The sequence below is a fragment of the Burkholderia sp. 22313 genome (assembly GCF_052045245.1).
Taxonomy (GTDB): domain Bacteria; phylum Pseudomonadota; class Gammaproteobacteria; order Burkholderiales; family Burkholderiaceae; genus Burkholderia.
Genome location: NZ_JBQEON010000009.1, coordinates 151,909 through 166,278, shown reverse-complemented (window position 1 = coordinate 166,278; position 14,370 = coordinate 151,909). Strand labels below are relative to the sequence as shown.

Here is a 14,370-nt window from a genome sequence, read left to right as displayed (position 1 = left end):
CCGGCTGCTCGACATAAAAACATTTGAGAGAAGGAAAGCAACGATGCCAGCGAGCAAAGCGAAGCTGTTGTTGGGGGTTGTGTTCTCTTCGCTGATTCTGACGGCCTGCAACGACGACGTGACGTCGTCCGCCGCAGCAGGGTCCGACAATTCAGCCGATCCCGCCGCTCAGGTGGACAGGCCGTACAACGATCCCAACAGTTATTCGTCGAGCGCGACCGCGTCGCTCGACGCGTCCGCCGCGGTCGAAAAGGCCGCCGTCACCCATCACACGATCACGCTGAACGGCCAGACGATCCGTTACACGGCCACCGCCGGCCACCTCGTCGCGCGCAACCCGCAGACGGGCGCGCCCGAAGCATCGTTCTTCTACGTCGCGTACACCGCCGACAACCAGCCCGCGGCGAAGCGGCCCGTCACGTTCCTGTACAACGGCGGCCCCGGCTCCGCGTCGGTGTGGCTGCATCTCGGCTCGTTCGGCCCGAAGCGGATCCAGACGGGTGACCCGAACGCGAACACGTCGACGTTCCCGTTCGTCGACAACGCGGAAAGCCTGCTCGACACGACCGACCTCGTGTTCGTCGATGCGATCGGCACCGGCTTTTCCGAGGCGATCGCGCCGAACACGAACCAGACGTTCTGGGGCGTCGACCAGGATGGCGGCGCGTTCCGCGACTTCGTGACGCGCTACCTCGCCGTGAACCAGCGCGACGCTTCGCCGAAATACCTGTTCGGCGAGTCGTACGGCACGCCGCGCACCGACGTGCTCGCGAACCTGCTCGAGACGGCCGGCGTGAAGCTCGCCGGCATCGTGCTGCAGTCGTCGATTCTGAACTACAACGCGAACTGCGACATGGCGAGCGACTATGTCGGCAACTCGAACAACGGGGCGAGCCCGGTGAGCTGCGCGGGCTTCGTGCCGTCCTACGGCACCGTCGGCGCGTACTACCAGCTCGACAATCCGAACCCGTCGAGCCTGCCGCAGTACGCGGACCAGATGCGCCTGCTGACGGCCGGCAGCTACGCGCCCGCCGTGAACGCGTATCTCGCGAGCCATACGCCGCCATCGCCGACGCTCGTCTCGACGATGGTGAATGCGACCGGCGTGAAGCAGCCGCTGTGGAATGCGAACTTCAACGTCGTGCCGACCTTCTTCGACAACAGCTTCCAGGTGTCGCTGATCCCGGGCACGCTGATCGGCCGCTACGACGCGCGCGTGAACGTGCCGTCGTCGAGCCCGCTCGCGGCGGACGGCGATCCGTCGAGCACGTTCATCACGAAGCCGTTCACCGACACGATCGGCAGCTACCTGCCGAACGTGTTGAAGTACAGCGCGCAGTCCGCCTATTCGCTGAGCAGCAACGCGATCAACACGTGGGACTGGACGCACGACGGCCTCGCGATGCCGGACACGATCCCGGATCTCGCCGCGGCGCTGACGCTGAATCCGTCGCTGAAGGTGCTGTCGCTGAACGGGTATCACGACATCGCGACGCCGTTCTACCAGACCGAGCTCGACCTCGCGCGGCTGGGCTCGCAACCGAACCTGACGATCAAGGACTATCAGGGTGGACACATGGTCTATCTCGACGATACGTCGCGTCCGCAGGAGAAAGCCGACCTCGTGACTTTCTACAACGCGGCCGCGCACTGATGCGATGGACGGGCCCGGCGACGCGCGCCCGTGGCGGCGCCGTTCGCCGGCCGTCGACGACCCCATTCCAGACTGGAGCCTGACATGAAGAAACGTTTCATCGTCGTTGCCGCCGCGCTTGCCTGCGCCGGCATTGCAGCATCCGCATCCGCATCCGCGTTCGCGCAGGCGAGCGATGCCGCCACCCCGGCGCGCGCGCGCCAGGCGCAGCTTGGCGATCCCTACGTGCCGCCGGCCGCGCGCAAGCCCGCCGCCGGCACGCAGACGACCGGCGCCGCGCTGCACGCGCAGGTGGTGCGCAAGCTCGCGCGGCAGTTCGGCGCGGCCGACACGCAGAACACCGGTTCGATCACCGAAGCGCAGGCGCGCGCGGCCGGCCTCGGCTACGTCGCGAACCACTTCCGGCAGATCGATTCGAGCGGCAGCGGCCGCGTGTCGTTCTCCGACGTGCAGCGCTACATGCAGGCGCGCGGCACGACCCAGCAGTAAGCGCGGCGCGCGTGGATAACGGGGGCGGAACCCGCGATGCGTCGGGTTCCGCCCCCTTGCGCATGGCGCGGCCGTTTTGCGACGCAGGTCGCGGCCTTCCCGTTGCATTTCTCATTATCTGGACAACGCATTCAAATATTGGAGACGAGTGCGTGCGCTCCTACAATCCGAAGCACATCGACAGCTTCGGACCCACGCACCGCGCGGCGCCCGACGCACACGGAGACACATTCCATGAAGTTCGCCGGGCGCTTTCCTCGGTGCATCGACCGCCGCGTTGCCGCGACGCCCGACCTCGTGCCGGCCTCGCGACAGCGGCTTCACCGATTCCGTTGAAGAAGCCTGTTCCATGACCAAGATGCCCGACACCCTTGCTCTCGATACCCGGCGCGCGACGCCGGACGACGCACCGCTCACCGACAGCATCGGCGCGACCAGCACGCCGCTCGATCTGGCCGCGCAGCAGGCCGGCACGCAGACGCTGTTGCGCGGTCTAGCGATCCTCGAGGCGATCGCGAACGGCGCACGCGACATGCGGGCGATCGGCGCCGCGCTCGGCACGACGCGCAGCACGACGCACCGTCTCGTCAGCAGCCTCGTGCAGGCGCGCTACCTGCGCCAGGTGCAGGGCGGCTACCTGCTCGGCCCGAAGCTGATCGAACTCGGCACGATCGCGCTCGAACAGATGCCGCTCACGGCGGTCGCGCGGCCGCACCTCGAAGCGCTCGCGGAAGCGACGCTCGACACGATTCACCTCGGCGTGCGCGACGGCGACGACGTGCTGTATATCGACAAGATTCCCGGCACGCGCGGCCTCGAGATGCGCTCGCGCGTCGGCCACCGGATGCCGCTCGCATCGACCGGCATTGGCAAGGCGATGATGCTCGACCTCGATCCGGACCTGTGGCGCTCGCTGTTCGAAGCCGCGCGGCGCGCGCTGGCCGGCGTCAATTTCAAGCCGGACAACCGGCCCGAGACGAGCGCGTTCCTGCAGCGCATGGCGCATTACGCGGCCGGCGGCTACACGTTCGATCTCGAGGAAAACGAAGCATCGATCCGCTGCGTGGCCGCACCGATCCGCGACGCATCGGGCGCGGTCGTCGCGGCCGTGTCGGTCGCGAGCACGATTCCGTACATGCCGCACGACCGGATGGACGAACTGATTCCGCTCGTGCAGCGCGAAGCGCGAGCCATTTCCGCGGAGCTGGGCTGGAGCCCGCCGCAGGGTACCCGCAGGATCAAACGATGACCAATTCGACCCGGACCGCTCCGGATGCCAACGCCGCCGCACCGTCGCTGATCGCGCTCGACTGGGGCACGACGTCGCTGCGCGCGTATCTGTTCGACGCGCGCGGCGCGCTCATCGACACGCGCAGCCGCGCGGCGGGCGTGATGCACGTGCCGGCCGGCGGCGCGCGTGCGTTCGACGTCGTGTTCGAGGAAGCGTGCGGCGACTGGCTCGACCGCGCGCCGGACGTGCCGGTGCTGGCCGCCGGGATGGTCGGCAGCGCACAGGGTTGGCGCGAGGCGCCGTACGTCGCGGTGCCGGCCGGCGCGGACGCGCTCGTCGCGGGCCTCGTCACGGTGACGACGGCGCGCGGCACGACGGTGTCGATCGTGCCGGGCGTGATCGCGGCGGGTGAATTGCCGGACGTGATGCGCGGCGAAGAAACCCAGATATTCGGTGCACTCGCGAACGATCCCATGCTTGATGCCGATCGTTCAGGGGTACTGATCGGATTGCCGGGCACGCATGCGAAGTGGGCGTGGGTGAAGGGCGGGCTCATCGAGCGCTTCCAGACCTTCATGACGGGCGAGCTGTACGCGGCGCTGCGCGACCATACGATCCTCGGGCGCACGATGCGTCCGAGTGAATCGCCGGACCGCGCGGCGTTCGTGCGCGGCGTCGCGGTGGCTCGCGGCGCGCATCGCACGGGACTGCTCGCGACGATCTTCAGCACGCGCACGCTCGGCCTGACCGACCGGCTCGCGGCCGATGCGCAGGGCGATTACCTGTCCGGTCTGCTGATCGGCCATGAGCTCAATGCGCTCGACGCGATGCTCGCGGAGCGCGGCGCGACGCTCGCGAACCAGCCGCTGCTGCTGATCGGCGACGACGGATTGTGCGCGCGCTATGTCGACGCGCTGAACCTGTTCGGCTGCACGCACGCACGCGTCGTCGCACAGGCGACCGAACGCGGCTTGTGGTGGATCGCGTCGCGCGCCGGGCTCGTGCGCGCGGACGGCGAACCCGCCTGCGCCGATCAACGAACCGATTGAAGAGGAATTGCCGATGCCGTCCGACCTTACGCTGCCCGCGCCGTACACGCCGAACGCCGCACTGATGCGTGCCTTCGACGCGTGCCCGCTGATCGCGATCATGCGCGGGATCACGCCTGCCGAAGCGGTCGACCACGGCCTTGCGTTGCATGAAGCCGGCTTCCGGATCGTCGAGGTGCCGCTCAATTCGCCCGATCCATTCGACAGCATCGCGGTGCTGCGCCGCGCCTTGCCCGACGACATGGTCGTCGGCGCGGGCACCGTGTTGCGCGCCGAGTTCGTCGACCGCGTGCAGGACGCGGGCGGCACGCTGATCGTGATGCCGCACAGCGACGCGGCCGTGATCCGCCGCGCGCGCGAGCGCGGGCTGGCGAGCGCGCCGGGCGTCGCGACGCCGACCGAGGCCTTCGCCGCGCTCGCGAACGGCGCCGACGTATTGAAGATGTTTCCGGCCGAACAGCTCGGCGTGCCCGTCGTGAAGGCGTGGCGCGCGGTGATCGACCGCGCGGTGCCGCTGATTCCGGTCGGCGGTGTTGCGCCGGACAACATGCAGCCGTTCCTCGCGGCCGGTGCCAATGGTTTCGGCCTGGGTTCGGCGCTGTATCGGCCCGGCCAGTCGGCGGACGCGACCGCGGCGAATGCGCGCGCGTTCCAGGCCGGCCTGCGCGCGGCGCGCGGCGGAGCAGCATGATGGGACGCCTCGCGGGCAAGGTCGCGATGGTGACGGGCGCGGGCCGCGGGATCGGCGCCGCAATCGCGCTGGCGTTCGTGCGCGAAGGCGCGGCCGTCGCGCTCGTCGACCTCGACTTCCCGCAAGCGCAGCGCACGGCCGCGGCGCTCGCCGCCGACGTCGACGGCGCCCGCGCGCTGGCGCTGCATGCGGACGTCGCGCGGCAGGACTCGGTGCGCGATGCGCTCGCGCGGACCGAAGCCGCGTTCGGCCCGCTCGACGTGCTCGTGAACAACGCGGGCATCAACGTGTTCGCCGATCCGCTGACGATGACGGACGACGACTGGCGCCGCTGTTTCGCGGTCGACCTCGACGGCGTGTGGCACGGCTGCCGCGCGGCGCTGGAGGGGATGGTCGAGCGCGGCCGGGGCAGCATCGTGAACATCGCGTCGACGCATGCGTTCCGCATCATCCCGGGCTGCTTTCCGTACCCGGTCGCGAAACACGGCGTGCTCGGCCTCACGCGTGCGCTCGGCATCGAATACGCGGCGCGCAACGTGCGCGTGAACGCCATCGCGCCCGGCTACATCGAGACGCAGCTCACGCGCGACTGGTGGGACGCGCAGGCCGACCCGGTTACCGCGCGCGCCGAGACGCTCGCCCTGCAGCCGATGAAGCGGATCGGCCAACCGGAGGAGGTCGCGATGACGGCCGTGTTCCTCGCGTCCGACGAGGCGCCGTTCATCAATGCCGCATGCATCACCGTCGACGGTGGGCGCGCGGCGCTGTACCACGACTGACGCAACGATTCGAAAGACCGCACGTGCGACGGCCGCGCGCACGCTGCGTCGAAACCAACAAGCGGCTGCATCCTGATCGATGAAGACAAGGAGACACTGGAGATGAAACGCAGAACGTTCGTAACGCTGGCCGCCGCGGCCGCGGTGGTGATGGGGAGCCCGGTCGCGCACGCGGCCGATCCGGTCAAGATCGGCTTCCTCGTGAAGCAGCCGGAAGAGCCATGGTTCCAGGACGAATGGAAGTTCGCCGAAATGGCCGCGAAGGAGAAGGGCTTCACGCTCGTGAAGATCGGCGCGCCGTCCGGCGAGAAGGTGATGAGCGCGATCGACAACCTGTCTGCCCAGAAGGCGCAGGGCTTCATCATCTGCACGCCCGACGTGAAGCTCGGGCCGGGCATCGTCGCGAAGGCGAAGTCGCACAACCTGAAGATGATGACGGTCGACGACCGCCTCGTCGACGGCGCCGGCAAGCCGATCGAGTCCGTGCCGCACATGGGGATTTCCGCGTACAACATCGGCAAGCAGGTCGGCGACGGCATCGCGGCCGAGATCAAGAAGCGCGGCTGGAACATGAAGGACGTCGGCGCGATCGACATCACGTACGAGCAGCTGCCGACCGCGCATGACCGCACGAGCGGCGCGACCGACGCGCTGGTCGCCGCCGGCTTCCCGAAGGCGAACGTGATCGCGGCGCCGCAGGCGAAGACCGACACCGAGAACGCGTTCAACGCGGCGAACATCGCGCTCACCAAGAACCCGCAGTTCAAGCACTGGGTCGCGTACGGCCTGAACGACGAGGCCGTGCTCGGCGCGGTGCGCGCGGCCGAAGGGCGCGGCTTCAAGGCGGACAACATGATCGGCATCGGCATCGGCGGTTCCGATTCGGCGCTCAACGAGTTCAAGAAGCCGCAGCCGACGGGCTTCTACGGCACCGTGATCATCAGCCCGAAGCGCCACGGCGAGGAAACCTCGGACCTGATGTACACGTGGATCACGCAGGGCAAGGCACCGCCGCCGCTGACGCTGACCACGGGCATGCTCGCGACGCGCGACAACGTGTCGAAGGTGCGCGAGGAGATGGGGCTCGCATCGAAGTAAGCGGCTTGCCGGCTGCCGCGGCGATGCGGCGGCCGGCGATCGATGGATCTGCAAGTGGGGAGACGACGTGTCAGCGGCACTGCGTTTTGACAATATCGGCAAGGTATTTCCCGGCGTGCGCGCACTCGACGGCATCTCGTTCGACGTGCATGCGGGCGAGGTGCATGGCCTGATGGGCGAGAACGGCGCGGGCAAGTCGACGCTGCTGAAGATTCTCGGCGGCGAATACCAGCCCGATGCGGGCAGCGTGCTGGTCGATGGCCAGCCCGTGCATTTCTCGAGTGCGGCTGCGTCGATCGCGGCCGGCATTGCGGTGATTCACCAGGAGTTGCAGTACGTGCCCGACCTGACGGTCGCGGAAAACCTGCTGCTCGGCCGCCTGCCGAATGCGCTCGGCTGGGTGAGGAAGGGCGAGGCGAAGCGCCACGTGCGCGAGCGGCTCGCCGCGATGGGTGTCGATCTCGATCCCGACGCGAGGCTCGGGCGGCTGTCGATCGCGCAGCGGCAGATGGTCGAGATCTGCAAGGCGCTGATGCGCAACGCCCGCGTGATCGCGCTCGACGAGCCGACGAGCTCGCTGTCGCATCGCGAGACCGAGGTGCTGTTCAAGCTCGTCGACGACCTGCGTGCACAGGGCCGCGCGCTGATCTACATCTCGCACCGGATGGACGAGATCTACCGGTTGTGCGATGCGTGCACGATCTTCCGCGACGGGCGCAAGATCGCGTCGCACGAAGCGCTCGCCGACGTGCCGCGGGAGCGGCTGGTCGCCGAGATGGTCGGCCGCGAGATTTCGGATATCTACCACTACGCGCCGCGCGCGCTCGGCGACGTGCGGTTCTCCGCGGAAGGCGTCGACGGCCCGGCGCTGCGCGAACCCGCGAGCTTCTCGGTGCGCGCGGGCGAGATCGTCGGCTTCTTCGGGCTGGTCGGCGCGGGCCGCAGCGAGTTGATGCGGCTGATCTACGGCGTGGACCGCCGGCGCGCGGGCGTGCTGACGCTCGACGGCAAGCGGATCGACGTGAAGCGCGCCGGCGACGCGATCCGTCACGGCATCGTGCTGTGCCCGGAAGATCGCAAGGAGGAGGGGATCATCGCGATGGCGTCGGTCGCGGAGAACATCAACATCAGTTGCCGTCGTCATTCGCTGCGCGCGGGGCTTTTCATCGACCGCAAGACCGAGAGCGAAACGGCCGACCGCTTCATCCAGCGGCTGAAGATCAAGACGCCGAACCGGCGGCAGAAGATCCGCTTCCTGTCGGGCGGCAACCAGCAGAAGGCGATCCTGTCGCGCTGGCTCGCGGAGCCCGACCTGAAGGTCGTGATCCTCGACGAGCCGACCCGCGGTATCGACGTCGGCGCGAAGCACGAGATCTACGACGTGATCTACCGGCTCGCGGAGCGCGGCTGCGCGATCGTGATGGTGTCGTCGGAACTGCCGGAAGTGCTCGGCGTGTCCGATCGCGTCGTCGTGATGCGCGAAGGGCGGATCGCGGGCGAGCTGCCGCGCGACCGGGCGAACGAGCATGCGGTGCTGAACCTTGCGCTGCCGCAGACGAGCGTCGTCGAAGCGGCTTGAGGTGGTTGGGGTCGCCCCGGGCGACACACGAGAATCGAATCGATCACGCGCGGCGCGGGCCGCGCGATGCAGGAGCAGGAGACACAACCATGCAAGTCAGGGAAAACCTCGCCAGCGCGACCGTGAAGCCATCGGCCGACGCGCTGGTTCCACAGCAGGGCGACCGCCAGAAGTGGTGGCAGCACCTCACCGAATACAGCCTGATCGCGATCTTCGCGGTGATGTTCATCACGATGTCGCTCACCGTCGATCACTTCTTCTCGATCGACAACATGCTCGGCCTCGCGCTGTCGATCTCGCAGATCGGGATGGTCGCGTGCACGATGATGTTCTGTCTCGCGTCGCGCGACTTCGACCTGTCGATCGGCTCGACCGTCGCGTTCTCCGGCGTGTTGTGCGCGATGGTGCTCAACGCGACCGACAACACGTTCGTCGCGATCATCGCGGCGGTCGCGGCCGGCGCGGCGATCGGCTTCGTGAACGGCGCGGTGATCGCGTACCTGCGCATCAACGCGCTGATCACGACGCTCGCGACGATGGAAATCGTGCGCGGGCTCGGTTTCATCGTGTCGAAGGGGCAGGCGGTCGGCGTGTCGTCGGATACGTTCATCGCGCTCGGCGGGCTGTCGCTCTTCGGCGTATCGCTGCCGATCTGGGTCACGCTGCTGTGCTTCATCGTGTTCGGCGTGCTGCTGAACCAGACCGTGTACGGCCGCAACACGCTCGCGATCGGCGGCAACCCCGAGGCGTCGCGCCTCGCGGGGATCAACGTCGAACGCACGCGCGTGTATATCTTCCTGATCCAGGGCGCGGTGACGGCGCTCGCCGGCGTGATCCTCGCGTCGCGCATCACGTCGGGCCAGCCGAACGCCGCGCAGGGCTTCGAACTGAACGTGATCTCCGCGTGCGTGCTCGGCGGCGTGTCGCTGATGGGCGGCCGCGCGACGATCTCGGGCGTCGTGATCGGCGTGCTGATCATGGGCACCGTCGAGAACGTGATGAACCTGCTGAACATCGACGCGTTCTATCAGTACCTGGTGCGCGGCGCGATCCTGCTCGCGGCCGTGCTGCTCGACCAGCTGAAGAACCGCGGCGTACGCGACTGACCGATTCCACGGAGACGATTCGCATGACCTTCGAAACACCCGCGCAGGCTCCGCACGCCGCGGCGAGCGACACGCGCTATGCGCGCTACCCGAGCCTCGAGGATCGCGCGGTGCTGATCACGGGCGGCGCGACCGGGATCGGCGCGTCGTTCGTCGAGCACTTCGCGCGGCAGGGCGCGCGCGTCGCGTTCGTCGACCTCGATGCGGACGCGGGCACCGTGCTGGCGGAGCGCCTCGCGCGTGAGCAGGGCGTCCGCCATGCGCCGCTGTTCCTCCCGTGCGACCTGACCGACATCGACGCGCTGCGCCGGACGATCGACGCGATCCGCGCGCGGATCGGCGCGATCGCGGTGCTCGTGAACAACGCGGCGAACGACACGCGCCACGCGATCGGCGACGTGACGCCCGCGTCGTTCGACGCGGGCATCGCGGTGAACCTGCGCCACCAGTTCTTCGCCGCGCAGGCGGTGATCGACGACATGAAGCAGCGCGGCGGCGGCGCGATCGTCAACCTGGGCTCGATCAGCTGGATGCTGAAGAACGGCGGCTATCCCGTCTACGTGATGGCGAAGGCGGCCGTGCAGGGGCTCACGCGCGGGCTCGCGCGCGATCTCGGCCCGTTCGGGATTCGCGTGAATTCGCTGGTGCCCGGCTGGGTGATGACCGACAAGCAGCGCAGGTTGTGGCTCGACGACGCGGGTCGTGCCGCAATCAAGGCCGGCCAGTGCATCGACGCCGAGCTGCTGCCGGACGATCTCGCGCGCATGGCGCTGTTTCTCGCGGCCGACGACAGCCGGATGATCACCGCGCAGGACGTGGTGGTCGACGGCGGCTGGGCCTGATTGCCGGAGTTCGCGCTCGCGCGGTGCCGCGCGACGACCCGTATCGTTTCATCGACGAAGGAAAGGAGCTCACCATGACCGCCACGTCCTCGCGCGCATCGTCGTCCACGAGTCAGTCGCGCCGTGCGCGCCTGGCTGCCGCCGCGCAGCCGGTCAGCGCCGGCCCGCAGACCGCTGCGTTCGCGCAGGGTGTCGGCGCCGCGCATGCGGCGGCCGTCACGCTGTCGAACGCGTCGCTGCGGCTCGACGTGCTGCCGCACCTCGGCGGCGGCATCGCGCGCTTCGACTGGCGCGGCGACCACGGTGCGCTGGTGCCGGTGTTCCGCCGCTGCGAGCACCCGGAAACGGCGACGGATCCGAACCAGCTCGCGTGCTATCCGCTGCTGCCGTACTCGAACCGGATTGCCAACGGCCGCTTCGAATGCGACGGGCGCAGCATCGCGGTGCCGCGCAATCGCCGCGACGAGCCGCTGCCGATACACGGCGACGGCTGGCTCGCGCCGTGGCACGTGGACGACGCGACCGATACGGCGCTGCAGCTGTCGCTCGACCGCACGCGCGGCGCGCCGTATGCATTCCGCGCGATCCAGTCGTTCGCGCTCGACGACACGACGCTGTCGATCGCGCTGACGATCGAGAACGCGGGCCGCGCGCGGCTGCCGTTCGGGCTCGGGCTGCATCCGTTCCTCGTGCGCGACGACGCGACCGAGCTGGCGGCGGCGGCGGGCGGCCTGTGGCTGTCGGGCGCCGATTTCCTGCCGATGCGGCATGTGAGCGTGCCGCCGGCCTGGCAGTTCGGCGTCGCGTATCCGCTGCCGTCGACGCTCGTGAATCACGCGTTCACCGGCTGGGGCGGCCACGCGACGGTGAGCTGGCCGCGCCGCGCGCTGTCGCTGACGGTCGCGGCCGACACCGATGCGTACGTGTTGTTCACGCCGCCCGACCAGGATTTCTTCTGCTTCGAGCCGGTCGATCATCCGATCAATGCGGTGAACCTGCCGGGCGGCGCGGCCGCGCACGGGATGACGCTGCTCGCGCCGGGCGAGCGGCTCACGCGGCGGTTCGCGTTCACCGTCGAGCGGGCCGATGCGCGCGTCGATGCGGTCGCGCGCGAGGGACGCCGGCGACGCGGGTAAAATACGCGGTCTACCAACGGTTTGCCGCGAGTCTCCGCCATGTCTTCCCCGCTTACTTTCATCGAATCGCTGCGCGCCGCGTGGCAGCGCACGAATTCGCTGCTGTGCGTCGGCCTCGATCCCGAGCCGTCGCGCTTTCCCGTGCAGTTCGACGGCCAGCCCGACGCGATCTTCGAATTCTGCCGGCAGATCGTCGACGCGACCGCCGAGTATGCGAGCGCGTTCAAGCCGCAAATCGCGTACTTCGCTGCGCACCGCGCCGAAGATCAGCTCGAGCGCCTGATCGCGCACATCCACCTTCAGCATCCGGGCCTGCCCGTGATCCTCGACGCGAAGCGCGGCGACATCGGCAGCACCGCCGAGCAGTACGCGCGCGAAGCGTTCGAGCGCTATCGCGCGGACGCGGTCACCGTGAACCCGTACATGGGCTACGACTCGGTCGAGCCTTACTTCGAGCATGAAGGCAAGGGCGTGATCGTGCTGTGCCGCACGTCGAACCCGGGCGGCTCGGACCTGCAGTTCCTCGACACGAACGGCCGGCCGCTGTACCAGGTCGTTGCCGACCTCGCGGCGAACAAGTGGAACGCGAAGAGCGGCCAGCTCGGTCTCGTGGTCGGCGCGACGTTCCCGAACGAAATCGAGATTGTGCGCGGGATCGTCGGCGACATGCCGCTGTTGATCCCCGGCATCGGCGCGCAGGGCGGCGACGTGCGGGCGACCGTCAACGCGGGCCGCACCGCCGACGGCACCGGCATGATGATCAACTCGTCGCGCGCGATCCTGTACGCGAGCAAGGGCGAGGATTTCGCCGAAGCCGCGGCGCTCGCCGCGCAGAAGACGCGCGACACGATCAACGCGTATCGCTGATCGAATCGCACGACACCGTATCGCATCACGCCGCCCGGCCGCCTGGCCGGGCGGTTGGCACCGGCCCCGCGCACGCGGGCTGGCGCTGTCTCCTCCCGTTCCCTCGCTTGGCCTCCCCGCGCTGGCGCGCGCCGACAACTTCCCGTCGCTTCCGTACCGCATGTCGGCAATTTGTTCGCGCGATGCTGCCGTTTGTCATCGATCCGTAACCAAAATGTCAAGAAAGGGAGCGACGCCATGCCCAAGCTGTCCCGCCATCTCCTGAGCGCGCTTGCCGCGTCGTTGTGCATGTCGTTCGCCCACGCGGCGGACCTGTCGCACTGGCCGGCCGAGAGCGCGAAGGCGCTGAACGCGATGATTGCCGAGCATGCGCATCGCGGCGACTACGCGGTGTTCGACGCCGACAACACGACCTATCGCTACGACCTCGAGGAATCGCTGCTGCCGTATCTCGAGAACCATGGCGTGCTCACGCGCGACTCGCTCGATCCGTCGCTGAAGCTGATTCCGTTCAAGGATTCCGCTGACTACAAAGAGTCGCTGACGAGCTACTACTACCGGCTCTGCGAGATCGACGACCTGGTCTGCTACCCGTGGATCGCGCAGGCGTTCGCGGGGCTGTCGCTGGCGGACCTGAAGCGCCACGTCGACGCGATGCTCGCCGACGGCAAGCCGGTGCCGATCCGTTACTGGCAGGGCGACAAGGTCGTCGACGGTACCGCGAACCCGCCGCGCTTCTTCCGCGGGATGCAGGAGCTGTACAACGCGCTGCGCGAGAACGGGATCGAGGTCTACGTGATGACGGCCGCGCACGAGGAGCTCGCGCGGCTCGTGCTGGCCGATCCGAAGTACGGCTACAACGTGAAGCCGCAGAACGTGATCGGCGTGACGACGCTGCTGCGCAATCCGGCGACGGGCGCGCTGACCACGTCGCGGCTGCAGATCAAGGCCGGCAAGTACGACGAGGCGGCGAACCGCAACCTCGTGATCACGCCGTTCCTGATGAACCCGATGACGTGGTACGAAGGCAAGCTCGGCTCGATCGTCGGCTGGATCGACCAGTGGAAGAAGCCGGTGCTGGTCGCGGGCGACACACCGGCGTCCGACGGCTACATGCTGCTGAATGCGACCGACGTCGCGCGCGGCGGCGTGCGCGTGTGGGTGAACAAGAAGGACAAGCAGATGGCGCAGATCCGCGCGTGGTCGGACGAATCGGCCGCACGGCAGAAGGCGCTCGGCCTGCCGGTCACGGCGGACCGGAACTGGATCGTCGTGAAGCCCGACGCGATCCAGTAAGCGGGGCGGGGCGCTGGCCGCCCCGCCGGTTGCGTGGGCGGTTCAGCCTTCGCGTTCGTCGAGCAGCGTCAGCAGCCCGCGCAGCGCATGCGCGGCCGCCTGCGTGCGGATCTGCTCGCGGTCGCCCTTGAACACCCGGGTTTCGACGTCGGTATGCAGCCGGTTGCTCCACGCGAATGACACGGTGCCGACCGGCTTCTTCTCGCTGCCGCCCGCCGGGCCGGCGATGCCGGTGACGGACAGCGCGACCTGCGCGCGGCTGTTGCGCAGCGCGCCCTCGGCCATCGCGCGCGCGACCGGTTCGCTGACGGCGCCGTGCTTGTCGATCAGGTCGTGCGGCACGCCGATCATGTCGATCTTGGCCTGATTCGAGTAGGTGACGAAGCCGCGCTCGAACCACTGGCTGCTGCCGGAGATGTCGGTGATCGCGGCGGCGATCATGCCGCCCGTGCAGGATTCGGCGGTGGCGAGCGACAGGTGCTCGTCACGCAGCTTGTTGCCTGCGCGGATCGCAAGCTGATGGACGACGGAATCGGTTGGCATGCGCGTCGGG

Annotated in this window: 14 protein-coding genes; 13 read left to right on the top strand and 1 reads right to left on the bottom strand. The window is 68.5% G+C overall.

Annotated elements, in window-relative coordinates; genetic code table 11:
• Positions 1–43: 43 nt before the first annotated feature.
• From ACTJKF_RS10355 to ACTJKF_RS10295, 13 genes are all read left to right on the top strand, one after another.
• On the top strand, positions 44–1,654 hold the full coding sequence (locus tag ACTJKF_RS10355) for a S10 family peptidase (RefSeq protein ID WP_440623442.1): 1,611 nt from the start codon (positions 44–46) through the stop codon (positions 1,652–1,654).
• 84 nt (positions 1,655–1,738) lie between these two features.
• Entirely contained in the window at positions 1,739–2,143 is a 405-nt protein-coding gene (locus ACTJKF_RS10350) for an EF-hand domain-containing protein (RefSeq protein ID WP_440623441.1), read from the top strand.
• A gap of 349 nt (positions 2,144–2,492) precedes the next feature.
• Entirely contained in the window at positions 2,493–3,392 is a 900-nt protein-coding gene (locus ACTJKF_RS10345; protein WP_440623440.1) for an IclR family transcriptional regulator, read from the top strand.
• A complete protein-coding gene (locus tag ACTJKF_RS10340) occupies positions 3,389–4,423 on the top strand; it encodes a 2-dehydro-3-deoxygalactonokinase (protein ID WP_440623439.1) in 1,035 nt (344 codons plus the stop codon). Before ACTJKF_RS10345 ends, ACTJKF_RS10340 begins: the two co-directional genes overlap by 4 nt.
• Before the next feature lie 13 nt (positions 4,424–4,436).
• Positions 4,437–5,114: a 2-dehydro-3-deoxy-6-phosphogalactonate aldolase gene (locus ACTJKF_RS10335; protein WP_440623438.1), complete on the top strand. Its 678-nt coding sequence runs from the start codon at positions 4,437–4,439 to the stop codon at positions 5,112–5,114.
• Entirely contained in the window at positions 5,114–5,893 is a 780-nt protein-coding gene (locus tag ACTJKF_RS10330) for an SDR family oxidoreductase (RefSeq protein WP_440623459.1), read from the top strand. Before ACTJKF_RS10335 ends, ACTJKF_RS10330 begins: the two co-directional genes overlap by 1 nt.
• A 102-nt stretch (positions 5,894–5,995) precedes the next feature.
• Complete coding sequence (locus ACTJKF_RS10325; protein WP_440623437.1) at positions 5,996–6,991, top strand: arabinose ABC transporter substrate-binding protein; 996 nt, start codon at positions 5,996–5,998, stop codon at positions 6,989–6,991.
• A gap of 67 nt (positions 6,992–7,058) precedes the next feature.
• Positions 7,059–8,570, top strand: a complete 1,512-nt coding sequence (gene araG, locus ACTJKF_RS10320; protein WP_440623436.1) for an L-arabinose ABC transporter ATP-binding protein AraG — start codon at positions 7,059–7,061, stop codon at positions 8,568–8,570.
• Positions 8,571–8,659: 89 nt separating this feature from the next.
• On the top strand, positions 8,660–9,676 hold the full coding sequence (gene araH, locus ACTJKF_RS10315; protein ID WP_440623435.1) for an L-arabinose ABC transporter permease AraH: 1,017 nt from the start codon (positions 8,660–8,662) through the stop codon (positions 9,674–9,676).
• A 23-nt stretch (positions 9,677–9,699) separates the two neighbouring features.
• Entirely contained in the window at positions 9,700–10,518 is an 819-nt protein-coding gene (locus ACTJKF_RS10310) for an SDR family NAD(P)-dependent oxidoreductase (RefSeq protein WP_440623434.1), read from the top strand.
• Between the two features lie 74 nt (positions 10,519–10,592).
• Complete coding sequence (locus tag ACTJKF_RS10305) at positions 10,593–11,654, top strand: aldose 1-epimerase (RefSeq protein ID WP_440623433.1); 1,062 nt, start codon at positions 10,593–10,595, stop codon at positions 11,652–11,654.
• Between the two features lie 39 nt (positions 11,655–11,693).
• Entirely contained in the window at positions 11,694–12,521 is an 828-nt protein-coding gene (gene pyrF, locus ACTJKF_RS10300) for an orotidine-5'-phosphate decarboxylase (RefSeq protein ID WP_440623432.1), read from the top strand.
• Between the two features lie 237 nt (positions 12,522–12,758).
• Entirely contained in the window at positions 12,759–13,817 is a 1,059-nt protein-coding gene (locus ACTJKF_RS10295) for a haloacid dehalogenase-like hydrolase (protein ID WP_440623431.1), read from the top strand.
• Positions 13,818–13,859: 42 nt separating this feature from the next.
• On the opposite strand, the gene ACTJKF_RS10290 is transcribed toward ACTJKF_RS10295, so the two are convergent.
• The gene (locus ACTJKF_RS10290) at positions 13,860–14,360 is read right to left on the bottom strand and encodes a CinA family protein (protein WP_440623430.1); all 501 of its coding nucleotides are present in this window, start codon (positions 14,358–14,360) and stop codon (positions 13,860–13,862) included.
• Positions 14,361–14,370: the final 10 nt, after the last annotated feature.

Excerpts from the sequence above, each read along its gene's own strand:
- ACTJKF_RS10355 (WP_440623442.1), top strand. The coding sequence starts at position 44 with ATGCCAGCGAGCAAAGCGAAGCTGTTGTTGGGGGTTGTGTTCTCTTCG.
- ACTJKF_RS10350 (WP_440623441.1), top strand. The coding sequence starts at position 1,739 with ATGAAGAAACGTTTCATCGTCGTTGCCGCCGCGCTTGCCTGCGCCGGC.
- ACTJKF_RS10345 (WP_440623440.1), top strand. The coding sequence starts at position 2,493 with ATGACCAAGATGCCCGACACCCTTGCTCTCGATACCCGGCGCGCGACG.
- ACTJKF_RS10340 (WP_440623439.1), top strand. The coding sequence starts at position 3,389 with ATGACCAATTCGACCCGGACCGCTCCGGATGCCAACGCCGCCGCACCG.
- ACTJKF_RS10335 (WP_440623438.1), top strand. The coding sequence starts at position 4,437 with ATGCCGTCCGACCTTACGCTGCCCGCGCCGTACACGCCGAACGCCGCA.
- ACTJKF_RS10330 (WP_440623459.1), top strand. The coding sequence starts at position 5,114 with ATGGGACGCCTCGCGGGCAAGGTCGCGATGGTGACGGGCGCGGGCCGC.
- ACTJKF_RS10325 (WP_440623437.1), top strand. The coding sequence starts at position 5,996 with ATGAAACGCAGAACGTTCGTAACGCTGGCCGCCGCGGCCGCGGTGGTG.
- araH (WP_440623435.1), top strand. The coding sequence starts at position 8,660 with ATGCAAGTCAGGGAAAACCTCGCCAGCGCGACCGTGAAGCCATCGGCC.
- ACTJKF_RS10310 (WP_440623434.1), top strand. The coding sequence starts at position 9,700 with ATGACCTTCGAAACACCCGCGCAGGCTCCGCACGCCGCGGCGAGCGAC.
- ACTJKF_RS10305 (WP_440623433.1), top strand. The coding sequence starts at position 10,593 with ATGACCGCCACGTCCTCGCGCGCATCGTCGTCCACGAGTCAGTCGCGC.
- pyrF (WP_440623432.1), top strand. The coding sequence starts at position 11,694 with ATGTCTTCCCCGCTTACTTTCATCGAATCGCTGCGCGCCGCGTGGCAG.
- ACTJKF_RS10295 (WP_440623431.1), top strand. The coding sequence starts at position 12,759 with ATGCCCAAGCTGTCCCGCCATCTCCTGAGCGCGCTTGCCGCGTCGTTG.
- ACTJKF_RS10290 (WP_440623430.1), bottom strand. The coding sequence starts at position 14,360 with ATGCCAACCGATTCCGTCGTCCATCAGCTTGCGATCCGCGCAGGCAAC.